Raw genomic sequence first — 24,904 nt, forward strand, 5'->3', positions numbered from 1 at the left:
ATTTTAATATATAAATAATTGCTTAACTATGATATAATTAAGTAAGTTACAAGTTATGTTTTAGGTAGCTTCCATATATTATTAATTAAAACATATTCTTCTCCTACTTTAACCTAAAACATATCGTGTAACTTTAATTTATTCCACTTGATCCAAATCCATTAGATCCTCTGTCAGTATCATTATTTATATAATCTACTTTACATATTTTAACATTATATGTAGGTTTTAATACTAGTTGTGCAACCTTCATTCCTTCTTTAATCATAAAATCTTGTTTCCCATGATTTATAATTACTATTTTAACCTCTCCTCTATATCCTTCATCTATAGTTCCCGGAGCATTTAATACAGTTATCTGATTATTTAGTGCAAGCCCACTCTTAGGTCTAACTTGAATTTCCGTGTTTTTAGGCAATTCTAATACTAGTCCAATAGATATCAATTCACTTTCTCCACTTTTAATCAATTTATCTTCTACAGAAAACACATCCATTCCAGCATCACCAGGATTTGCGAATTCTGGTAATTTAGAGTTTGGATATAATAGTTTAACTTTTAATTCATACATGTTCATCTACCTAACCTATGTTCTTTTTACTATATAGTAATCCTTAATCTTGTTTAAAACTACCCTTAATTAATAAATTTATTTTAAAAATACATTACTCCCACCTGATGATAATTTTCTCATATCCAAATTAAAATTGTTAATCCTAATCTCTATACAATCATCAATAAACCTGACGTTATTAATATCTAAATCTAAATCCAAATTTCCAAATGCTTTCAATAAATCCTTAACAAATATTTTTATAGGAACATGCTCTATATTAATCCCTGGAAAAACACAATTTATTATCTTTACTTGTATATATAATAAATTCTCTCTTAAGTCCTTTATATTTAAAGAAACATCCCCTAACTCAAATGAACCAATTATTATTCCTTTTAAATAAATAGCTTGACTCACATCTATGCCAGAAATCATAAAATTCCCGCTTTTTACAAAATCTCTTACAAAAGACATTATATCATCACCTGAAAGTCTCAATATCGTCTGCGTAAGCTTCAAAAATATCCCTCCATTTTTATTTAAATTCTTATTTTTAGAATTAATATTTATATTAATATCTTTTGAAATAATATGAATAAACCCTTTTTTAACAACTATATTTTTAAGATTAAACCTTAAATTTGAATTCTTCATCAAATTATTTAAATCTATAACAAAAGTATGTTTATCTAATTTATTTTCATCTATGAGGTCTGTATGGAAAAACCTTATAAAAATATCAACTATAGATTTTGGAATATATATACCCTTAAAACTTATTTTTGTTATTCTAATTTGAATTTTATTATTATAAACTCCATGTATTTTCAAATGTACACTTAAATTTCTAAATATTTTATAACTAATATTTTTTATTTGTATTTCATCAGTAATCTTAATTTCTTTTATAGAAATATTTTTATTTGCTATGAACCTCATTAAAATATCTGTTAAATCTCTTTCACTGACTAAAATAGAAATATCAGTTAATTTCATTGATCATCTCCTGAGTCAAAAAATAAAAAGCACATACCTTATATATTTAGATATATGCTTATCTTCTATATTCTTATTCTCTATATTAAAACTATTTTTCTTTTACTTCTCCCTTTAACTGTTTCTCTAAAGATTTAAACTTAACGTTTGTAAACATCTTTTCAATTATAATTCTTATAGATTTACTCATATCTTCTGTTTTTAAAATCTTATTAAAATCACTCAACCACAAATTAAGACTTTGGTCACTTGGACTATTTCCAAAAACTATATTATATATAATTTTTATTCTTTCTGGATTATCTATGTATTTCTTATCAAATTCTTCATCTTTAATTATGGTAAAAATAAAATTTCTAAGATCAACTTCTTCATTTTTTAATTTGTTATACCAAAGCCAAAACTCATCCTCACTTGGAAACTCAATACTGTTCTCATTCTTGTCTACTCCATTTTTTATATTTATGTAACTATATGAAATAAAATTTTTGATATCATCTTCAGATTTTTTACACTTAAATTCTGGTAAATTTATTTTAACACATTCATCTTTGTCATTTTTAAGTTCTATCTTTAAATCTTTGTAAGTCTTAAGCGGAACTAATTTATTAATCAAAATATGATCGCCTTCAACTTTAACTTCGAGTTTTGAAATTGCACACAATACTTGATTAATTTTAAAAGAATCATCGATATTATACTTAAACTTTATATTTCCATCTCCAAATTCAATAGAATTTATATCTACAAAACTACCTTCTTCCTCATCATCCTTAATCTCTTCTTTATTTATAATCTTCTCAGCAATATCATATTGATTATCTTTATTTTCATTTTCTTTAATATTATTAAATTCTAATACAAGAGATTCCCGTGTTCCATCTTTTAAGTAATAATTTAAATATATAAAATATGAGTTATTTGGTTCAAAAGCTATTTGATCTGAAATAATTATTTCACCATTTTCATTTTTTACAATATTTAAAATTGGTTTGTTTAACAATTGATTTCCTGTCAATTTATTTTTTATTCCAACAATATCTATATTTCCATCAATATTTAAATGCTTAGAATCAAGAACTAAATTATTTTCATTTGTAAAATGTCCAGTAACAAATTTTATATCATTATTTTCTTCAACTAGTATTGGTATAATTTCATCAAACTTCACTCCGTTTATCTTAACTTTAATTCCATATTTATATTCGCTAACTATTGCACCCTTTAATTTTATAATTCCTTTTTTGGAATTTAATTTTGTTCCTTTATCCTTATCTATCAAATTAAAATTAATGTCATCTAAATTAAAAACACTATCTATCTCTATTAAATCATGATTACTAATGCAATCTATGTTTTTAAAACAAACTTCTACTTCATGACTTGTATTTTTACTTTTAGCAATTGCACCCTTAAAAGATATATTGTTGTTAACAGTTACTTTCAAAACATTATCAAGCTCGATATCATTAATTTTAAATCTCACAAAATAATTATTTTTTGTATCTAACGTTTGATTTATAAATATGCTCCCATTTAACCTTTCTATTGCAGTATTGTAATTAGACTTTAAAAGATTTTTTGCATCTCCTCCATCTCTAAAAACTCCAATTACCTTGACAATATCAGTTATTTTTAATCCCTTAGCATGATCTAAAGATATAAAAATTTTATTGCTTATAACATCTGTTAGTGCACTTGCATTTGATAAATCCACAGGAATAACTTCAACACCAAATCCATTCATAACAAATCCATTTATTTTAAGTATAAGTTCATATGCATTTCCTGCTTCAATTCTTCCAAGTATATCAATCGTATTAACTTTATTTGTTAATTTACATGGAGAAATCAAATTTTTCTCTTTATCTTTAATATCATGTAAAGATACAACTTCTATAACATCATCTTTACTTAAATTATTAATTCCACTTAAATCAACTCTTAAATCTTTTCCTATTTTCTCAATTGCAGTTGCCTTAATTTTTGAAGCATCAATATCCCTGATATTTACATCACAAGCATCATGCTGATCCAAATCAATACCATTAACTCTTAATCTTGCTTTATATTTTTTACCTTGACATAAAGTAGTTTTTAATATTATCTCTCCCTGAAGATTTTTAATTTGATTTTGAGTATAATCAAGATTTAACAACATATTTTCACTAGGATTTGATTCATCATAAACACTCACAACATAAACGTTATCATTTATACCAATTCCGCTATTTTTATCTATACATAAATTTAACTTGTTAGACACTTGAGAAATTATACTTAACTTTACATTATCCTTAACACTTATTTCTCTATATATTGGATTAATATGAAATGAATCTATTCCAACTATTTCAGAACCCTTTTTTAACAATACAGTATATGTAGATGTAGTTAAATCATTTATATCATTTACTTGTATACTTGCCTTACCTTCCCCATCCAATTTAGAATTACCAATCTTTGAATCATTTCTAAAAACACTTACTTCTGAACCAGATAAAGAATTGGTTGTATCCTGAACCTCTAAGACATTTTTTGAATCATTATATGTAACCTTAATATCTAAAACTCTGTAACCATAATCAGTTTTATTTACAACTTTATACACCTGCCCAAGCTCTTTCGTATTTAAAATAATCGTATATGTATCATCATTTAAATTAGAAACAGGAACACCTGATGAATCCAAAAGAATTCTTCCATCATTTGAGAAGGTATACGAAATTGATTTATTAATAAGTTTAATATCTAAAATATTTATATTGCTTGGAATATTAATCAATTTGTATACAGTTCCACCATTTGATTGACTTTCATCTCTAACTATGCTGAGTCCTAAAGCACTAGTGATTTCTAATTTGCTTACTATTTTTGAAATTGAACTTGCATTTAATTTGTTACCTATTAACATCATGAAAACCATCATACAAAAAACAAATGAATTAATTATATGTCGATATTTTATCTTCATTTAAACTACTCCTTTAAAATGTGGTTTGTTTTAGTATTATAATTTTATTAGATTATAATGAGTTAAAATTTTTTCCATATATAGAAACAAAAAGGCAAGTTGTTAAAATAATTAAACAACTTGCCTTAAATTATTAATTCTATTCTTCTTTATTTTCAACAACAGTTCTTAAGGATTCTTCAAAATCATTCTCTCCAGATGAAATTGAATCATCAATATAAAAACTATTTAAATAAGTTTCTATAAATTTTTCACAATTATCACGGATTTGCATTTCTATATCTAAAATATCTCCTCCACCTTGTAACACATTAAAAATAAAACTCGTCAAATCATAAAATCCATTCCAAAGTTTCCAATCGTCTGAACTCATAAACTCAGGACAAACTTTTCTGCTTGCATCATAATGCCTAACAAGCTTATCCATTGTCAAATCATGCTTAATTAAAAGTTCAGCAGCTAATCTAGCCATACCCAAAATATTATTTTTATGATCAGAATCCTTATTAACACACATTCCTATTCCAATGCTGTTATCATTTGTTATTCCATATTTTCCTCGGCCATCACCACAATGCCAAGATCTATATTCTTCACCTACAAGATTATAAATTTTATATTCATTATCTTCGTTTCCAACTAAATAATGATAACTCGCATTATCAGATACATTTTCAAAAAAATTATAATGCCTATCTAATCCAGCACCTTCGTCCCAATTACCTGTATCATGAACTACTATATATTCAATCTTCTTATTTTCTCTGTTTGAAAAATTATTAGATATTAATTTTTCCTTCAATAAATATTGTTTCATAATTCACCCTAAAAAATTATTATTGTATATCATTAATATTTATAAAATATTTTTGATATTCATTTAATCTCCGTTAATTAAAAATTAGTTTCTCAGTAATCCTCTTCACCCTCACAACAAAATTTATAAATAATAGAGATAACCCTTCAGAAAATATTAAACTCATCCATATTCCAGTTAATCCAAATAATCTTGATAAAATTAACAGACTTATAGGGAGAAATATGAAAGATCTAAATATACAAATTACATTTGAATATCTCGGGATTTCCATCGCTTGATAATAAATACTTGTAGTCAAATTTATCCCTAAAATAAAAAATGCTAAATTTGACACATTAAGTCCAAAATACGCAATCCTTATAATTTCTAAATCAGATGTGAATATTTTAATTAAGTTATTTCCCCATATTAAACATATTAAGACATAAATAAAAGTCAACGAAAATCCAAATCTTTTTGAAAATCCATAAAACTTAAGCATATCCTTTCCATTCTTTTCACCAAAAGAATAACTTATAAGAGGTTGAACTCCAAAATTCATACCAAGAAGTACCATATAAATATTTGAATTTATATAATTTATAACACTAAAAGCCGTTAATGCCTTGCTACCAACAAAAAATATAAGAGCAATATTATAGAAAAATATAATCATAGAAAATGTTATTTCAGCAAGGAAAGATGGAAAACCAATCATTACTATGCTTTTTAAAACATCTGAGTTAAATGAAGCTCTTTTAAATCTCAATGCTCCCTTCTTAAAAATAAAATGGTTCATCAAAATTATTATAGTCATGATTTGTCCAATTCCAGTTGCTAAAGCTGCACCTTGTATTCCCCATTTGAATTTAAAAATAAAAATATAATCGAGCACTATATTTGTTATTGCTCCAAATATATTTGCAATCATTCCAAGTTTTGGATTACCATCATTCCTAACAAAACTATTTATAACAATCCCTATTAGATTAAAACTACAAAACAAAGAATAATATTTCAAATACTCTGATGAATAATATAAAATTTCATCTCGTGCCCCAACTAAATACATTATTTTATGACACCCAAATAAAGCAATTACACTTAAAAATAAACTTAACAGCACAATAAGTCTTATAGTTTGTCCAAAAATATTTTGTGCCTTAATCTCATTATTTTCCCCAAAACTTTTAGAAACAAGAGAACCTCCTCCAACTGCTATCATGGTAGCCAATCCAAAATACATTATAGTAATTGGCAAAACCATATTTACAGCAGCAAGTCCAGTATCTCCTATTCCTCTTCCAACAAAAATACCATCCATTATCGTATAAAGAGATGTCACTAACATAGCTATCATAGATGAAATTGAATATTTGAAAAATATTTTTACCATAATCTATCTCCAAATAAATAAATTTAAAACATCAATTTTCAAAGATAGTTTGTACAAATCATAAAATAAAATCCACTAAATTTTAAATAATTTAGTGGATTGAATCTACTTTGTTGTTTCACTTACTATTCTGTAATACGAATTTGATGTAATTTTGTATATAATCATATAAAATACAGCAAATACAATAAAACTACTTACTGTTGTTATAGCAAATAGTACCACATTATTAATACTAACTGTTAAAAGTAATCTACAAATAATTGGAAAAGCAAATACCAAATGTATAAATGCAATAATTAGTGGAAGAAAAAATACGGTTAAAAGTTGCGAATTAATACTCTTTCTAATTTCTTTCTTGGTCATACCAACTTTTTGCATAATTTCAAAGCGTGATTGATCCTCATATCCTTCTGAAATTTGCTTATAATAAATAATTAATACTGCTGCTGTGATAAATACAATACTTAAAATAATTCCTATATAAAATACTGCTCCAAAAAGACTATTAAAACTTTCACGTTCAAATTCCTGACTTACTAAATAAACAGTTTTATATCTAAAATTTTCCTTAATTGATTCATCTGTAAAAATATTTAAAAAACTATTGTAAACTTCTATCTGTTTATTAACTTCTATTCCAGTATCAAAATTGTAAATAAAACTCATCCTAGCTAATTTTTCTCCATAAAAATCTGATAAATTATCAAAACTTTTAATAACACTTTCTATATCTGGCACAATTAATATTATATTGAATAACATATCAATTGCACTATCGCCAGTTTTAACAAAATTATCAATGTTCCTTTTAATATTAAATGTTTTCCCATTATTAAAAGAAATTTTATCATTCTTATAGCTATTTCTATACGAGTATAATAAAGCTTCTCCATCATTCAATGTTTCGTTTGTATTCATAACCTCATTGTAATCATCAAGTGAGACAAAGTTGATTGAATATGTACTTATCCCATCTGATAAATTATAATTTGTTAAAGTCGTTTCAACATCACTACCATTAACTATTCCATAGATAGCAACATTGCGATAAAAATATCTATTTTCTGGTATAATATTACGCTCTCTTAACTCAGTTGATAATTTATCTTTTAATTTCTTAATATTTTCATCTGAAAAACTATCTAATTCATCAAAACTAAACTCTAAATTAATGTCACGTGGATATCTTGTATTTATTGCATCTTCTTTTCCAAAATAAAGACAAGCTGTAGAAGCCATCATAACCAGAACCATTGTAGCTAAAATACAAATAGACGCAAGACCTGCTCCATTTCTTTTCATACGATAAATCATTGAAGAAACAGATATAAAATGATTTGTCTTATAATAGTACCTCCTTCTCTTTTTCAAAATACGCAAAAATACAACAGATCCTGAAATCATCGTAAAATATGTACCTATAATTACCATGATTACAGCAATGGAAAATATAAGAATTGCTTGAATAGGCTCTTGAATCGTAACTGATATATAATAAGCAACCACCAAAATTAAAATTCCCATGATACCAATGAACCAATTACCTTTTGGAGGTTTTTCTCCAACATTCTCACTTCGCATAAGATTAATTGCACTCGAAAATTGCACTTGACGGATTGAATTAATCAAAATCAAAATAAATATAATTCCAAAAACTTGAATAGTTCTTTCAATTGAAATAATTGAGATTGAAAAAGTATAATTTACAATACTACCCATAAGATTAACAAGTACAAGCTCAGCTAACTTCGAAAATATAATTCCTGCCAAAAGTCCAATACCAATTGATATAATTCCAATAATCAAAGTTTCCCAAAATAATATAATCCCTATATTTCCTTTTCCCATCCCAAGAATGTTATAAAGACCAAACTCCTTTTTTCTACGTCGTGCTAAAAAAGAATTTGTATAAAATAAAAAAATTCCAGAAAAAACTGCAATAACTTGACTGCCAAGGGAAAGAACTATTCTAATTGTTTCCCCACCTCTTAAATTATTCAGTATATCGCTCACTCCTAAAAACATAACAATATAAAACATCATTATCATGCCAATACAAGTAAAAATATATGGAACAAACATCCTCTTATTTTTTAGAATACTGCTTACAGCAAGTTTAGGGTAAAAACTCATTTTCATTTTCTTGTTCCTCCTGTTATGAGTAAAGTCAATGTATCTGAAATTTTTTGGTAAAATTGATCATCTGTATCATTCCCACGATAAATCTGGTGAAATACTTCTCCATCTTTAATAAATAAAACACGATTTGCTACACTTGCAGCTCTAACTGAATGTGTTACCATTAGAATTGTTTGACCTATCTTGTTAACTTCTACAAAAAGACGAAGCAACTCATCGGTAGCTCTGGAATCTAATGCACCTGTCGGTTCATCAGCAAGAATTATTTTAGGATTGTTTATCATTGCTCGTGCAACAGCAGCTCTTTGCTTTTGACCTCCAGATACTTCATAGGGATACTTTTTAAGAAGATTATAAATTCCAAGTCGTTCTGAAATTGGTAACAAACGATCATGCATTTCCATGTAAGATTTCCCTGCAAGTACAAGAGGTAAATAAATATTATCCTCTAAAGTAAAAGTATCCAGCAAATTAAAATCCTGAAATACGAATCCAAGATTATCTCTCCGAAAATTTGCAATTAATGATTCTTTGATTTTAGAGATATCATTACCATCTAAAATAACATTTCCACTTGTTGGCTTATCAATTGCTGCCATAATATTCAAAAGAGTAGTCTTACCTGATCCAGATTCACCCATAATAGAAACAAACTCACCCTTCTCCACACTGAAATTTACATTTTTTAACACCTCAATTTTATTCCCTCCAAAACGAGTACTGTATACCTTTTTTAAACTATTTACTTCCAAAATACTCATAGATGTTGTTCCTCCACTCAATTTTATGATGTTATTTTAACAAAAAAGGGAAATGACTCACCATCGATTTGGCTTACATTTCCCAAGTTAAGTCTTACATTCTTGTAAGATGCTAATCATTTTTTAAATTATTCTGTTCTAGATTAATATGTACTGTTGTCCCTCTATAAAGTTCAGATGTAACATAGATATCAATCTCAAGATTATTACAAATTCGCTTACAAAGGTAAAGTCCAATCCCACTAGCCTTTTTATAAATCCTACCATTATATCCTGTATATCCTTTCTCAAAAATACGAGATAAGTCTTCTGATGCTATACCAATCCCAGTATCCTCAATACAAAGTATTGTATCTTTCATATAAATTTTAATACTCCCCTTATGAGTATACTTCAAAGCATTAGATAAGAGCTGATCAATTACAAAAGAAAACCATTTCTCATCTGTTACAATAATCTTTTCTATAGGTTCATATTCAATCCCAATCTTCCGATCAATAAACTCAGAAGCAAATCTCGTAATTGAATTCTTTATAATATTACCAACATCATGTTTCTTAAAAACATAGTCACTATAATCTGATTCAAGTCTCATAAATGCTAAAACCATTTCAACATATTGACTTATTTGTGATAAATCTGAGGATAATTTCCTAAAAATTGGAGTATCTTCATTTTGTAAAGTAAGTTGCATCGAAGTAATAGGTATCTTGATTTGATGTACCCATAAAGTATAATACTCCATAAGATTTTTGTAACGTTCAGTTGTAGATGCACTTAAATTCAAAACTTCATCTTTCAAAGATTCTATAACTTCTTGGTAATCATTATCTTCAATACATTCAATAGGTGGCATATAAGAAATCATATCAGCTGTTATTTTTTTCATTGTGACAATCTGATTATGTTTACGCACTTTATTTAAAAACCCTATACAAATAAATATAACACCAAAAATTAAACATATTAATGCTGGATATATAACAGCCTTAAGTGGAAGACGATATAAAATAAAACTAATAATGAACAATAAACAAAATAAAATCCAAATAAATATTCCTTTTTTATGTTGCTTTATGTATAGCAAAAATAATTTCATTGAAACCTCTCTCATTTTAATATCTTAATTATTTGTTTTGATAATTTTCCCAATTTCACTCAACAATATATCCAACACCAACTTTAGTAGTAATAAAATTTTCAAGTCCTGAAGAATCTAATTTCTTTCGTAATCTATTAACATTAACTGTTAATGTATTTTCATCAATAAAAGATTCTGTTTTCCATAACCTTTCCATAAGTTTTTCCCTACTCACAACCTTGCCTTTATTCTCCATAAGACATAAAAGGATTCGATATTCATTTTTGTAAGAGTTATCGTGTTATTATTAATCATAAGCGTATTATCCTCCATATTTAAAAATGCACCCCTATGTTCTAACATTAAAATATTCGATGTAAAATCATAAGCTCTACGTAACATAGCTTGCACCTTTGCCACCAACACATTCATATCAAAAGGTTTAGCAATAAAATCATCTGCTCCCATATTCATTGCCATTACAATATTCATGTTATCAGATGCAGAAGATATAAATATAATCGGAACCTTTGAAATTTTTCGAATTTCCCCGCACCAATGATATCCATCAAAAAATGGAAGAGAAATATCAAGCAAAACAATATGTGGATTATAAAATTTAAAATCATTAAGAACAGTCCTAAAATCTTCTACAATATGTAAATCTAAATCCCACATCTTCATTTTATCTTTAATTGCATCAGCAATCCTAAAATCATCTTCAACAATTAATATCCTATACATTTTTTGAATACCATCTCCCACCAGAAATTTTCCCAAAAACATAATAAATTTAAGTTTAAAAATAAAAATACCGCAACTGACACATCACATCAATTACGGTATATTATGGCGCACCTAGCAGGGTTCGAACCTGCGACCTTTGGATTCGAAGTCCAACACTCTATCCAGCTGAGCTATAGATGCAAAGTATAAGTAATTATACTAAAATTTCATTATTAAATTCAATACATTACAATCATAAAAATTTAATTTTACAATTCTTCCAAATCTATAAGTGGTATTATATTAATTAGTGGTTCATCATATGGATGAATATTTTTTATTTGCTCAATCACCATCTTTAAATCTTCTTTATTACAAATAGCTTCAACCTTATTTTCAAGTACTTCACACAACTTATTCTCGAGTCCTAAATATGGATTTGATCCCTCAAGAGGCCTAAATACACCTTTAACTCCAGACACACAAACGCAATTATCATAGTTCCCTACTTTACCAACTCCTGTAGAATTTAAAAGTTCACGTATCTTATCTGTGAAATTATATGGTATATATACCTCAATTTTAAATCTGTTAAAATGCATAAAAAACTCCTTAAAATATTTAAGAAAACTCGTATAAAAACAGCTTTCTCTGATTTATATTTATTTTTATCTAACATTATTAAGCATTGACCACATTTCATCCGCCGTACTTATTCCTTTTGTTGCCATTTGGTATGCTCTTTGTGCAAGGATCATCTCCGTCATCTCTTGTGCAATATCAACATTTGACATTTCAAGATGACCTTGATAAAAATCTGATTGCACTTGAAACATTATAACATTTTCTCCCGAAGGAACAAAGCTATTCTCACCTTTAGATATAAGCGTACCATTTCCAACTGTATCATAAAGATTTATTTTGCAAATCCATTGACCATCAGATGTAGACACTAGTCCGTTCCTATCTATAATCATGTTGCTTGCTGTAAGTCCTGTATTCATTAAATCTACTCCATCAAAATAAGAAACTTCAACTAAGTTTCCATTCTTATCAGTAATTCTCCCGAATGTATCAACATTCATGGCTCCACTTCTCGTATAAAATACTTGTCCGTTTCCATCAGTTATTTTAAAAAGTCCATTGCCATCTATAGCAATATCAGTATTTATTCCTGTTGGTTGAAGTGATCCTTGAGATTTATTTTTACCAATACCTGTTAATTTAACTCCATTTCCAACTGATGAATTAAAATCACTGGTCGGCACTCCCTTTATATTTAAATCTTTGTGAAATAAACTAGCAAATGAGCTATCAATCTTCTTATATCCATGGGTATTTACGTTCACCATGTTATTAGAAATTATATCCAACTTTTGTTGCTGTGCTATCATTCCACTTTTACTATTATTAAGGATATAAAACATACTTTTACACCTCTTACTCTAATAATTTTTTATTAAACTTTACCAATATCATTTGCAGAAATACGTAAGCTTTCATCTAGATACCCAAGTACCTTCATTGTGCTTTCGAAACTCCTAAGAGTATTTGTTAAATTCACCATCTCAATTGCTGGATCAACCTCAGAAACCTCAATGCTATTATTACGAACTCTTGAAGTTAATATCTCTGTAGCACCTTCTCCTCTATACAGATTGTTCCCAACCTTTTCTATAACCTGCTTATCTTGAAAATTTGAGATTCTAATTCTATAATACGACTGTCCATCCACAATTAAATTGTTATATCCTTCTACAGAAATATTTGTTGCAAGTCCAACATTAATTGGTTCATAATTTCCGTCTCTTAAATTTATTCCCATAACTGAAGCTCCTGTTGATGTCTTTAAATTTCCAGCTTCATCGAGGACAAAAGCACCATCTCTTGTATAATACTCTTGCCCTCCTTGAGTAACTGTAAAAAATCCATCTCCTATGAGAGCAAAATCTGTAAATTTATCTGTTTGCTTTAAACTACCTTGATCAAACTTTATCCTAGTAGAATCTATTTTTGATCCAATAGACATTCCTCCTAAAGTTTTGAAACTACTAAATCCATTATCTTTATTAGCCATCATAACTTTATCAAACTGAGAAATAATTAAATCATCAGGCTTAAATCCAGGCGTGCTTATATTAGTTAAATTATTAGTTATAACAGCTTGCTTAGCTTCAAGAGTTATAAGTCCAGAAATTGCTGTATACATACCCCTAATCATAGATTCACCTCATCAACTGCTATTATTTTGTTTACGCAAACTTTCCAAAGATGTCTTAATCTGCTCAATCTCTTTTTGAATTTCAAAAATTGTTTCTCCCATTTCATGCCTAAATGAAACTAAATCAGACTTTGTGACATCATCTCCAAAATCTGATTTATTCATAAGATTATCAAATTTATTTTTATTCTTAACACAGGCAATTCTTTCTATAACAAAGAAACATACTATTAATCCAAAACATAAAAATATCAACACTAGGTCTTTCCCCTCCTCATAAGCTGACTAATTGTAAATAATACTTGTATCAATAATATTTTTCCATAATAGTCTTCAAATTTTTAAGAGCCCTATTATGGATTTGGCAAACTCTAGACTCAGATACTTTTAATATTTTTCCAATTTCTTTAAGAGTCATACCTTTTACATAATAATAATAAATAACTTTTCTGTCTTTCTCTCTTAAACTATCTATAGCACGTTCCAAATATTCTATAAGCTCCTTATCCTCAAGAGCACTCTCAGGATTTGGACTATTACTATCCTTTATTGTATTTATTAAAGAAATACTATCGTCCTCCGAAAATATCATGCTCTCTAAAGATACCTTTGAAACATAATTAACATAGTTTTCAATAGTTCCTATCTCATCGACAGACAATTCAAGATAGTTTGCTATATCTAGTACCCCCGGTTCTCTCATTAAAGTGTTTCTCAAAATTTCTACCGCTTTGTTATACCTATTAAGCTTGTCCGCAACTCCCTTAGAGACAGGACTATTTTTTCGTATTTCATCAATCATAGCTCCTTTAATTCTAATAGAAGCATAAGTTGAAAACTTCATTCCCTTACTCTTATCAAACTTGCTAATAGCATCCATAAGTCCTATCATACCATATCCTACAAGGTCATCAAACTCCATATATTTCGATTTACCCGTTATAACTTTTGATGCTATATACATAACAATGGGAATATAATTTTCAACAATTATTTCTCCATTATCTATTTTTTCAGTGCTTGTACTACTTTCCGAGTCATCATTATAGTCATTTCCTTTTTTACTGTCATCTACTTTAGTTACATCTGCTATCATAATAATTTCCTCCTAAGTTCTCCAATCATTCCCCCATTTTGAAAATTTTTAATCTAAAACATTAATAATAAAATCTAAAAAATTAGAATTTTTGCTCCCATCGCCTCTAACTGTATTTAAATAAATTTTTTCAGCTATTTTATATAGCTCTATATTTAAAAATTCCTTATTTATCAAATCTAGTATCTTAAAATTTACACCGCATTTCTCTGAAATAATCTTTATAAAGTCCTCAAAATAATTTTGCCAATCCAAATCATGTCCATCATTTACCAAAATAATTTGGACTTCTTGTCCACTCAATTTCCCATAACCAATTTTTTCGATAATTTCATTTAAGCTGTCTTGGGTAGTATTTGCTAAAATCAAAATATTATCACTAATTTTTGAAATTTTAGAATGAACCTCTTGAAATATATCTGTAGCATCTATAAGAATAAGATCTAAATTTTTAAATTGTTGTTCATTCATCAATCCACTAATTTTTAAAATTTCTTGATTATATTTACTTTTAAAAATATCATCCAAAAAAATGTTTCTACAAATCAATTTTTTAACATCTTTTTCAATAAATTTAATAGACTTCCCTTCATAACTATCATCACGCAAATCCTTAAATATCACAGTTTCCCTGCTCTGTAAAAGACTCCTATTAATTACATCTAAAACAGTTTCGTTATCATTATCTGAACAATTTATAAACCCTATAACTCGTAAAGTCTTTTGAAGAGCACTAAGGCTCCTTAAAAGACTAACAAGTGAGTTTGCTTGATCTCCAATCATAACTTTATTATTCTCCTAAAATCATATTTAAAATTTCCTCTTTATCCGCTTGCTTTATATCTAATGGAACATCTTGACCAACCGTAACAAAACTTATAGGTAAAGAAGTTTTGTAACAAATATTTACAAACATCCCAAAACTATTTGTCTCATCTAATTTTGTAACAATAACATTTTTGAATTTGATTCCTTTAAATGAATTTATAAATCCATTTAGATCTTGTTGTTTCATTCCCGCACTAACAACCAGTGTCACTTCATCTGATTGAATGGATTGAACGAACATATTAAGTTCGTTTAAATGTATAATATTTTTATTGCTTCTGCCTATTGTATCTACCAAAATAACTTCACATGATTTCATATAATCAAATACAGTTCTTATATCATCCAAAGTCGTAACATATTTATACGGTACATTCATAATATCTGCATACATTTTAAGCTGTTCAACTGCTCCAACTCTAAAAGTATCTATCGTAACCAAACCTACACTTTTATTTAAATTTAGAGAAAGCATCCCTGCAAGTTTTGCAATCGTTGTTGTCTTACCAGAACCCGTTGGTCCAACTACTACTATTTTGTTTGAAATATTGGAATCATAAATCTTAATTATGTTTGAAAAAACTCCTCTTAAATATTTCTTAACGATCGTTTTATTCATAAGCTCATCTTTTGTTAATGTACAATTAGCTTTAATTTCATCGCAAAGTTCCCTGCATATATCCTGACTGTACAAAATTTCATCCAAATAACTTGATGATGGCTTAAAAGTCGCAATCTCTCCCACAATACTCTTAATTTCATGTATCTCTTTTTTTAGTTCATCAAGTGTAGAATTTTTATTCTCCCCAATATTGTTCTGTTTTATTAAATCAGCGTAGCTATTTATTATTTCATTTTGATTTTCATTGATTCGATCTGAAATTGCATTATTATTAAGATTTCCCGATTCATAATTTGAATCCACATTTAAATCCATAATAGATGAGGTTGGTTTCATATTGTAATTCTCTAACCTATTCTTACTTTCCATATTAAATGAAGTTAAATTATTGTTTTGATTTAACTGATATGAGCCATCTTTCATTTGATTTGAAAATATGTTTTCTGAATAACCATTAAGTTCTTTATGTTTCTCCTCGAACAATTTATTGTAATAACTCATAGATTGAGTTTGTTCTTGGGATTTGTACTTATTAGGCTGAAAAGAATTTGCTAAAGATGAATTTGGATTTAAATTTTTCAAATTCGATAAATTATTTAAACTATTTACATCAATCTGCGATTGTGTTTGAGTAACAGGTATTGAACTAAAGTTAACATTCTTATCTAATTCATCTCCAGTTAATAATTTATTTTCATTGGCATTCCCTGGATTTACAACTCCTACTGTAACTTCCAACTTTTTATTTGTAAAAAGCCCTTTTATTCCTGGTTGTCTAACTTGTTTCTTACTTATGATATAAGCTTCATCTCCAAGCTCATGTTTAATACAAAATAAAGCCTCATTTATGTCATCTACTAGATACTTTCTAATTATCATCTATCTCTACCATCCTACTATTTATTATTTGTACATCGGGTACAATCTCATTTAAGGAAATAATAAACAAATCCCCAAACACCAGTTCCGTAAATCTCTTAAATGCTGGTCTAATTCGTGGTGAAACAAGAATAACAGGCTGACTATAATTAAATTGAACTCTCTTAATTGCATGACTTATTGCCTCAAATACCTTCCTTGATAAATTTGGTTCTAAAGCAATAAAGCTTCCTTGTGTTGACTTTTGTATACTTTTTGTTAAAAGTTCTTCAAGTTTTGGACTCAAAGTAACAACAACAATTTTTTTATCTTCATCAACAAACATGTTAGAAATAACTCTACTGAGAGCAAATCTCACATGTTCTGTTAAAACTTCAATATCTTTTATAGTTCTTGAATTATCAGCCAAGCTCTCAAAAATTGTTACAAGATCCTTAATAGGAATTCTCTCTTTAAGAAGATTTTGTAAAACTTTTTGGATATCTCCAATATTCATAAGATCAGGCACAAGTTCTTCCACAACAGTTGGATACTTTTCTTTTATTGTATCTACAATCTCTTTTGTTTCTTGTCGTCCAATCAATTCAAATGCCTTAACCTTTATCATCTCAGTTATATGTGTAACAATTATTGTTGTTGGATCAACAACCGTAAATCCTAAAAGCTCAGCCTCTTCTCTTTGAGATTTTTCTATCCACTTAGCATCAAGACCAAAGGTTGGATCTTTTGTCATAAATCCTTGTATACCATCAAGCTCTTCATTAGATGTCGAAATAGCCATTAACATATTGGGAATAACTTCTACTTTAACCACTATTGTTCCCCAAATTTTTAACACATATTCATTACTCTTAAGTTGCAAATTATCTCTGATCCTTATCGGTTTTAAAATGAGTCCAAGTTCTAATGCAATTTGTCTTCGTATTGATGCAATTCTACTTAAAAGATCTCCTCCACTTTTCTCATCAGCTAAAGGAATAAGTCCATATCCAATTTCAAGTTCAATCGGCTCAATTAATATAAGTTTGTTTACATTTTCAGGCTCAGTCTTAACTTCTTCTCTAGAATCATGATCTTGTTGTAAATTTTCTTCTGTTGAAACTTCCTTAACCTTATCTTGATTTTTCAAAATCAAAAATCCTCCCACACCTGTAGTAACTGCTAAAAGTAAAAATGGAACTGTTGGAAGTCCTGGGATTATTGCAAGAAATCCAAGTATTCCTGCAGATGTCAAAAGTACAATTGGAAACGATGAAAATTGTTCTGAAATTGCACGACTTAAATTTCTTCCATCTCCTGATCTAGTTACAATTACACCAGAAGCAGTTGATATTAAAAGAGCAGGTATTTGTGAAACCAATCCATCCCCAACGGTTAACCTAACATATGTAGATGCTGCCTCTCCTACTTCCATTCCCATCATCATCGTACCTATAATTATCCCTGCAACAATATTAATCATAGTAACAATTATCCCTGCTATGGCATCACCTTTAACAAACTTTGATGCACCATCCATTGATCCATAAAAATCTGCCTCAAGTTGGAGATTCCTTCTTCTCTTTTTTGCTTCTTCCTCAGATATAATTCCGGAATTTAAATCAGCATCAATACTCATTTGCTTACCTGGCATAGCATCAAGTGTAAATCTCGCTGAAACTTCTGATACACGTCCAGAACCATTTGTTATGACAAGAAACTGAATTATAACAATGATTAAAAAGATAATTACTCCTACTACATAATTTCCTCCTATAACAAACTCTCCAAAAGCTTTTATAATACTTCCACCATCAGCTTTGGAAAGAATAAGTCTTGTTGAAGATACATTTAATGCAAGCCTAAAAAGAGTTGTAATAAGTAGAATACTCGGAAATATTGAAAACTGTAAAACCTCTGTAGAAAATATAGTAATCAGAAGTATCATTACTGAAATCGTTATATTAACAGCAATGAGTATATCCAAAATAAAAGGTGGCATTGGAATAATAATCATAAGTACAATACAAATTATCCCAGCTGCCACTCCAATATCTATTAAATCTTTTTTACTTAATCCTAGGGCTTTTGTGTTTTCCAACCAAACAACACCCCTCTCTCACTAATACTTTTTACTTTTGTTATTAAGTTTAAATATGTACGTTAAAATATCAGCCACTGCCTTATATATATCTTGTGGTATCTCTTGCTCTAATTCCACATTATTATAAATAAATCTAGCAAGTTGTTTATCTTCAACAATAGGCACATTATTTTCTTGAGCAATTTCTTTTATCCTATATGCAACATGATTTATACCCTTTGCCATTAGTTTAGGAGCCATATCCTCCCCCTGCTTATATCGAAGTGCAACTGCTATATGTGTTGGATTCGTTATAATAACAGATGAGTCTTTAACGTTAGACATCATGTTCTGCATAATTATCTGTTTACCTTTTTGCCTAATTTGAGATTTAACTTGTTGATCTCCTTCCATTTGTTTGAATTCTTCTTTAACCTCTTGCTTCGTCATTCTAAGTTTTTTCTTGTAGCGAAACTTCTCAATCGTAAAATCAACAACTCCTATTACTCCAACTACAACAAAAATTTTAATAAAAATGGATATAAAAAGTGGTACAATAAATGAAAAAGATTGACTCACTTTAAAATTACCTATCCTTAAAAAAGTTTCCACATTATCAATGATAAATTGATACGATAAATAACAAAGAACCACAACAATAATAAGATCCCTAAACAAATCAAATAATGATTTAATGCTAAAAATACTTTTGATTGTATTCAATGGATTTAAATCTTTAAAATTCGGTTTTAAAAGTTTTGAAGTAACTAAAAAACCCGTTTGAATTATATTTGATACAATAGAAAGTCCTATAAAAATAACTCCAGGTATAAGTATCATAATTAAAATCTTTGGTAATACAAGTTTAAAAATATAAACGACATCATATCCACCATAATTGTAAGCAATCCCATCACCAAGAAAATATGCCATTATTTTTTTGAGTTCCCTTAAAATAAATTTCCCAAGTATAATCACTCCGACAACTCCAAGAATAGAAATCGCTGAAACTAGAAATGTAGATTTAGCAACATTCCCTTCCTCTTTTGCCTTCTTTTTCTTATGGGGTGTTGCCTCCTCTGTCTTATCATCAGAAAATACAAAAAGCACTGGTGAAAAAGAAAATACTTTGAAAATTAAATTATTAAAATCTACATAGATGTCTGTAAACCTTGTAAATATAATTTTTATCGATATAATTAAAAGAGATATAGTTACAGCTATCTTAAATGGAAAACTCACAAGTATCATATTTATCTTCGGGATTATTTTTGATATTATTCCTAAGATAATATCAACAAATATCAAAATTATAACGATAGGAATTATTATCATAAATGATGTTTTAAGGATCGTAAGCATTGAAAAAATAAAACTATTTAAAAAGTCCGAAGAAATATTCAGGTTACCAATCCCTATCTTTTCATAGCTAAATATAAATGCCCGTATAAAATAATGGTGACCATTTAAAATTATAAATACGCTAAGTGAAATCCAATAAAAAATCTTCTCTATTACACTCGAATTATTATTAGTCATAGGGTCAAATACCTGTACAGATGAAAATCCACCCTGAGAATCTAAAATAGATCCAATTCCACTAAAAAGTTGAAAAAGTAAATTAACAAAAATCCCAATCAACAACCCTATTAATGTTTCCGATAGAATTAAAAATATGTACTGTTCATCTCCACGAAGATTAATCTCAATATTCTGATAAATGATTGGAAACAGCATAAATGCAAATATAACTGAAAACATAATCTTAAAAACATTGCTAATACCTCTTGGAAAAAATACTTGAGATACAACAATAAATGAACTGACCCTTATAATTATCAAGAAAAGAATCTTATAATCGATTTCAAAATTCAATGTAATCACCTAACCAGTTGTAATTTTTTGAACTATATTAAACATTTCATTTGTAAACTTAACCATCTGCTTAATAACAAAAGGTGCCATCATAAGTCCCATCAATGATAATATTAAAACCTTAGGAACAAAAGTTAAGCTCTGATCATTTAAATGCGTAATAGCTTGAACTATACTTATAACTATTCCAATAATCATTGTAATCAATAAGAATGGAATTGATATTTTAAATCCAGTAAACAAAGCCTTTCTTATTATCGCAATCGCTAAATTTTGACTCATCAAACACCTCCAAAACTTATAAATAATGATTTAATTACAAGTCTCCAACCATCCACGAGTACAATAAGAAGTATCTTAAACGGGAGCGATATTATAGCAGGTGAAACCATCATCATTCCCATGGCCATTAATATACTCGCAACAACCATATCAATTATCAAAAATGGAATAAATATCAAAAATCCAATCTGAAATGATGTCTTAAGTTCACTAAGTGCAAAAGATGACATAAGAGTTGTAATTGGAATATTCTCTGATGTTACTTCCCCTTCATATTTTGAGAGCTCTAGAAATAATTCCAAATCATCTTGCCTCGTCTGATTAAACATAAATTCTTTGAGAGGTAGAAGTCCCCTATCATAAGCTTCCTTCCCACTGATATCTTTATTCATATATGGAATAATCGCATCATTGTTAATCCTTTCACCAATCGGCATCATTATAAAAAAAGTCAGTATTATTGAAAGTCCAACCAAAACTATACTAGGTATTGCATTTTGGAGCCCTGAGGCATTTTTTAAAAAAGCAAATGTAATAACTATTCTTGTAAAACTCGTCGTCATTATTATTAACATAGGTAAAAAAGTAAGAAGCGTAAAAAATATAAACAGCTCAATATTCTTACTAATAAATCCTTCATTACTATCTGAAAAAATGCCTAATGCACTCACCCTACACTCAATAAGTACAACCGCTAAAGTAACTAACATACATAACCTACAGAAAGCCTTCTTCATAAACAATTACCTTCCCTCTGAAAATGTACTCTTCCTATTATTCATACACTCCAAAACCTTGCTCTCATCTAAATGCTCAATAACATTAATTCCTCTCTGAGTTGAGGAACATAAATAATACTTGTCAATAACCCTTATAATCAAAATGTAATTGTCCTTTGAAATAGCCACTCTCGAAATTACCTTTATAAATAAATTCTGACTTTGAATACCTTTAAAATTTAATTTCACATAAATTAACATAAGGATTACTAAAATTAAAATTAATGAAAACACATTCATAACATTACTCATCTTAATCTTCAATTCACTAATAAATTTGTAAAGTAAATAGACAAAACCATTTCGCTTTCAAGAATCGAATTAATTGTATTTTTAATCTCAAGCTTAACCGATTCAATTCCCTCACTACTTTCAAGTTCATTAACTGATTTATCTTTAAATATCGTTATAATCGCATCCTTTATTTTATAAATATTTAAATTGATACTCTCAAGTGCTTTTTTATTCTTTGAATCATAGGTCATTGCCAGTGAAACCTTTACGTATTTTTTATTAGAAGGATCTTTTATATTAACTACAATATCATCTAATTGAATCACTTCTTCAACTATCTTCTTTGGTTGATCACTATTATTCATCTTCGAAATTATAAAAAATCCTCCAACTGCACCCAAAATAATCACCAAAAGTAAAATCACTACAACTATAATAATCCCCTTACCTGACTTCTTTTTTTCATCACTTGCCATAAAATCACCCTTCTACTTTATTCAAAATCAAAATATTAACCCTTCTATTTTTCGCCTTATTCTCAGCATTATCATTCAATGCAATCGGTCTAAACTCACCATAACCTTGAGCAGATATACGCGTAGGATTAACCTCTGCAGATTCAACTAAAAACCTAGTAACAACAACTGCTCTTGCGGTTGATAATTCCCAATTACTTGCAAACATATATGTGTTGATTGGAACATTGTCTGTATGTCCCTCAATAATTATCTGGTTATCAATTTCATTCAAAACTCCAGCAATATCTTTAAGAATATGTTTACTTTCTCCTTTCAAATCAGCTCTTCCTGATTGAAAAAGTAATGAATCAACAACCACAACAGAAACTCCTCTTTCAACTATTTCAACTGAAATAAAATCCTTAAGTCCTTTCTCAATAATCAACTCATTTAATATGTTTACTAAAGAATCCTGATGTTCCTCAATTTCCTCTTCCATACTTCCGTTATTTAAAGTTTCATCACCAACTCCTTCATCAACAATAGGATTGTTGCCTCCACCATTAAATATATTATTAAACGCCATACTAAGCTGAGCTTCCTTCTTTGCATCTATAGTTGACATTGAAAATAGTAGTATAAAAAACACCATAAGCAGAGTCATCGCATCAGAAAATGTAACCATCCACTCAGGAGCTCCACCGCCTTGTTCCTCATCTTTTTTCTTTCCCATAAACTTCTCACTCCAAACAAATTAATTATTTATTAGCCTTTATACTCTCTTCAAGTTTAACCTTTTCACTTTCTTCTAAATATGTACTTAAAATTTCTTGTATCATCTTTGGAGTATATCCAGACCTTATACACCTTATTGCCTTATACTCAAGCATAATAAAATCCATAACTTTACCAGAATTAAGTGATATTTTATCTGCAAGAGGTAACATGATTAAATTTGCCGCAATAGCCCCATAAAGTGTAGTTATAAGTGCAGTAGCCATACCTGAAACAAGCTTATTAATATCTTCCATATTACCGAGGAGCTGAATAAGTCCAATAAGAGTTCCTATCATTCCAAAAGCTGGTGCATATGCTCCCCACTGTTTAAAAAACTTGACTCCTCGCTTCATTCTTTCCTCGTAATTTTCCATTTCACTCTCTAAAATATTAACTATAGCATCTTCCTCAACGCCATCAACAATTAACTTAATACCTTGCTTTAAAAAAGCATCATCCATATTCTCAATCTCAGCTTCTAAAGATAACATTCCCTCTTTTCTAGCTTTCTTAGAAAGATTTATTATTTGTGTAATAAAGGCAATCTTATCTCTATTAGTATCCCTAAGTACAACATTCATGTAAGACCCAACAGACTTTATTTCATTCATTGAAAAACTAACTAATAAGGCAACAAACGAACCAACTATAACAATTACAAACGACTTAATGTCTACAAATGCCATGAGCGAGGTTCCTGGTCCTAACATCCCATAGAGTAGCATGACAATACCAACTACAATCCCAATAATGCTTAAATTATCTTTTTTCACTGTGTTCACTTCCTCAAAAATCTAATTATTTGTATCTTTTATTATTCTTCTAACTGCTCATTATAATTCAATCTACAACAATGGAATTATTTCCAATATTATTAAAAAAAAAAGTACATACGAAACGTATGCACTTCAAATTAAATTTTAAATATATTATAAAGCCTCAGCTTTCTAAAAACTTCAAGCACCTATCATAAAATTCTTTTAACTCCCTATCAAATCTTGTAATCTTAAAATCATCTTTGGTTACACAAACAATAGTAACAAATGCTCTAGTCTTTTCTTCATTTTTATCATTTAAAATTCTTTGCTCATATACCATCTTAACTCTTGATAATTTATGTATGGATGTTTCTACATAAATTTTTTCATCATAACGAGTGGGACTTATAAACTTTATATCCATTTCGTAAACAGGAAATAAAAATCCATCTCTTTCAAAATCTACCATATTAAATCCAATATCTTTTATAAAATTTGTTCTCCCAATCTCCATCCAAACCAAATAATTAGAATGATAAACAACACCCATTTGATCTGTTTCAGAATATCTAACCTCTATATCCCTTATTGATTTCAAATTA

Annotated in this window: 24 protein-coding genes, 1 tRNA gene and 1 pseudogene; all 26 read right to left on the reverse strand. The window is 28.4% G+C overall.

Annotated features, from left to right (window positions below; translation table 11 throughout):
* Positions 1–133 precede the first annotated feature (133 nt).
* A complete protein-coding gene (dut, locus tag SFBMNL_RS05680) occupies positions 134–571 on the reverse strand; it encodes a dUTP diphosphatase (RefSeq protein ID WP_005805659.1) in 438 nt (145 codons plus the stop codon).
* 78 nt (positions 572–649) lie between these two features.
* Complete coding sequence (locus tag SFBMNL_RS05685) at positions 650–1,552, reverse strand: hypothetical protein (protein WP_005805658.1); 903 nt, start codon at positions 1,550–1,552, stop codon at positions 650–652.
* A gap of 91 nt (positions 1,553–1,643) precedes the next feature.
* The gene (locus SFBMNL_RS05690; RefSeq protein ID WP_042294799.1) at positions 1,644–4,526 is read right to left on the reverse strand and encodes a hypothetical protein; all 2,883 of its coding nucleotides are present in this window, start codon (positions 4,524–4,526) and stop codon (positions 1,644–1,646) included.
* 139 nt (positions 4,527–4,665) lie between these two features.
* A complete protein-coding gene (locus tag SFBMNL_RS05695) occupies positions 4,666–5,343 on the reverse strand; it encodes a peptidoglycan recognition protein family protein (RefSeq protein ID WP_005805655.1) in 678 nt (225 codons plus the stop codon).
* A 73-nt stretch (positions 5,344–5,416) separates the two neighbouring features.
* Positions 5,417–6,721: an MATE family efflux transporter gene (locus SFBMNL_RS05700; protein WP_005805653.1), complete on the reverse strand. Its 1,305-nt coding sequence runs from the start codon at positions 6,719–6,721 to the stop codon at positions 5,417–5,419.
* 105 nt (positions 6,722–6,826) lie between these two features.
* Entirely contained in the window at positions 6,827–8,863 is a 2,037-nt protein-coding gene (locus SFBMNL_RS05705; protein ID WP_042294800.1) for an ABC transporter permease, read from the reverse strand.
* Positions 8,860–9,624 carry an ABC transporter ATP-binding protein gene (locus tag SFBMNL_RS05710; RefSeq protein ID WP_005805649.1) on the reverse strand — a complete coding sequence of 255 codons (765 nt, stop codon included), beginning with the start codon at positions 9,622–9,624 and terminating at the stop codon, positions 8,860–8,862. The genes SFBMNL_RS05705 and SFBMNL_RS05710 overlap by 4 nt, the downstream gene beginning before the upstream one ends.
* Before the next feature lie 112 nt (positions 9,625–9,736).
* Positions 9,737–10,723, reverse strand: coding sequence for a sensor histidine kinase (locus SFBMNL_RS05715; RefSeq protein WP_042294801.1), 987 nt, complete (start codon positions 10,721–10,723; stop codon positions 9,737–9,739).
* Positions 10,724–10,778: 55 nt separating this feature from the next.
* Positions 10,779–11,449: pseudogene (locus SFBMNL_RS05720) on the reverse strand (response regulator transcription factor).
* A gap of 106 nt (positions 11,450–11,555) precedes the next feature.
* A tRNA-Arg gene (locus tag SFBMNL_RS05725) sits at positions 11,556–11,632 on the reverse strand.
* A 68-nt stretch (positions 11,633–11,700) separates the two neighbouring features.
* Positions 11,701–12,033 carry a cytochrome c biogenesis protein gene (locus SFBMNL_RS05730; protein WP_042294802.1) on the reverse strand — a complete coding sequence of 111 codons (333 nt, stop codon included), beginning with the start codon at positions 12,031–12,033 and terminating at the stop codon, positions 11,701–11,703.
* Between the two features lie 66 nt (positions 12,034–12,099).
* Positions 12,100–12,858, reverse strand: coding sequence for a flagellar hook-basal body complex protein (locus SFBMNL_RS05735; protein ID WP_007440219.1), 759 nt, complete (start codon positions 12,856–12,858; stop codon positions 12,100–12,102).
* 32 nt (positions 12,859–12,890) lie between these two features.
* On the reverse strand, positions 12,891–13,652 hold the full coding sequence (locus tag SFBMNL_RS05740) for a flagellar hook-basal body complex protein (protein ID WP_007441066.1): 762 nt from the start codon (positions 13,650–13,652) through the stop codon (positions 12,891–12,893).
* 12 nt (positions 13,653–13,664) lie between these two features.
* Positions 13,665–13,910 carry a hypothetical protein gene (locus SFBMNL_RS05745; protein WP_014018014.1) on the reverse strand — a complete coding sequence of 82 codons (246 nt, stop codon included), beginning with the start codon at positions 13,908–13,910 and terminating at the stop codon, positions 13,665–13,667.
* 49 nt (positions 13,911–13,959) lie between these two features.
* Positions 13,960–14,748 (reverse strand): FliA/WhiG family RNA polymerase sigma factor, encoded by a 789-nt coding sequence (locus SFBMNL_RS05750; protein ID WP_005805639.1) that lies wholly within the window; start codon positions 14,746–14,748, stop codon positions 13,960–13,962.
* Positions 14,749–14,796: 48 nt separating this feature from the next.
* Positions 14,797–15,531, reverse strand: coding sequence for a hypothetical protein (locus tag SFBMNL_RS05755; protein ID WP_042294803.1), 735 nt, complete (start codon positions 15,529–15,531; stop codon positions 14,797–14,799).
* 7 nt (positions 15,532–15,538) lie between these two features.
* A complete protein-coding gene (gene flhF / locus SFBMNL_RS05760) occupies positions 15,539–17,077 on the reverse strand; it encodes a flagellar biosynthesis protein FlhF (RefSeq protein WP_042294804.1) in 1,539 nt (512 codons plus the stop codon).
* Positions 17,067–19,157: a flagellar biosynthesis protein FlhA gene (gene flhA, locus SFBMNL_RS05765; protein ID WP_042294805.1), complete on the reverse strand. Its 2,091-nt coding sequence runs from the start codon at positions 19,155–19,157 to the stop codon at positions 17,067–17,069. Before flhA ends, flhF begins: the two co-directional genes overlap by 11 nt.
* Positions 19,158–19,178: 21 nt before the next feature.
* A complete protein-coding gene (locus tag SFBMNL_RS05770) occupies positions 19,179–21,023 on the reverse strand; it encodes an EscU/YscU/HrcU family type III secretion system export apparatus switch protein (RefSeq protein WP_242838744.1) in 1,845 nt (614 codons plus the stop codon).
* Positions 21,024–21,296 carry a flagellar biosynthetic protein FliQ gene (locus tag SFBMNL_RS05775; RefSeq protein WP_005805629.1) on the reverse strand — a complete coding sequence of 91 codons (273 nt, stop codon included), beginning with the start codon at positions 21,294–21,296 and terminating at the stop codon, positions 21,024–21,026. It abuts the gene before it with no gap.
* Positions 21,296–22,033: a flagellar type III secretion system pore protein FliP gene (gene fliP / locus SFBMNL_RS05780; protein ID WP_042295299.1), complete on the reverse strand. Its 738-nt coding sequence runs from the start codon at positions 22,031–22,033 to the stop codon at positions 21,296–21,298. Before fliP ends, SFBMNL_RS05775 begins: the two co-directional genes overlap by 1 nt.
* 6 nt (positions 22,034–22,039) lie before the next feature.
* The gene (locus SFBMNL_RS05785) at positions 22,040–22,327 is read right to left on the reverse strand and encodes a flagellar biosynthetic protein FliO (RefSeq protein WP_005805625.1); all 288 of its coding nucleotides are present in this window, start codon (positions 22,325–22,327) and stop codon (positions 22,040–22,042) included.
* Between the two features lie 8 nt (positions 22,328–22,335).
* A complete protein-coding gene (locus tag SFBMNL_RS05790) occupies positions 22,336–22,785 on the reverse strand; it encodes a flagellar basal body-associated FliL family protein (RefSeq protein ID WP_005805624.1) in 450 nt (149 codons plus the stop codon).
* A gap of 4 nt (positions 22,786–22,789) precedes the next feature.
* The gene (locus tag SFBMNL_RS05795; protein ID WP_005805622.1) at positions 22,790–23,500 is read right to left on the reverse strand and encodes an OmpA/MotB family protein; all 711 of its coding nucleotides are present in this window, start codon (positions 23,498–23,500) and stop codon (positions 22,790–22,792) included.
* Between the two features lie 25 nt (positions 23,501–23,525).
* Entirely contained in the window at positions 23,526–24,317 is a 792-nt protein-coding gene (locus SFBMNL_RS05800) for a motility protein A (protein ID WP_042294807.1), read from the reverse strand.
* Positions 24,318–24,483: 166 nt separating this feature from the next.
* Positions 24,484–24,900: an acyl-CoA thioesterase gene (locus SFBMNL_RS05805; RefSeq protein WP_005805618.1), complete on the reverse strand. Its 417-nt coding sequence runs from the start codon at positions 24,898–24,900 to the stop codon at positions 24,484–24,486.
* Between the last annotated feature and the right edge of the window lie 4 nt (positions 24,901–24,904).

Origin of the sequence: Candidatus Arthromitus sp. SFB-mouse-NL, assembly GCF_000709435.1 — a bacterium.
GTDB lineage: Bacteria > Bacillota > Clostridia > Clostridiales > Clostridiaceae > Dwaynesavagella.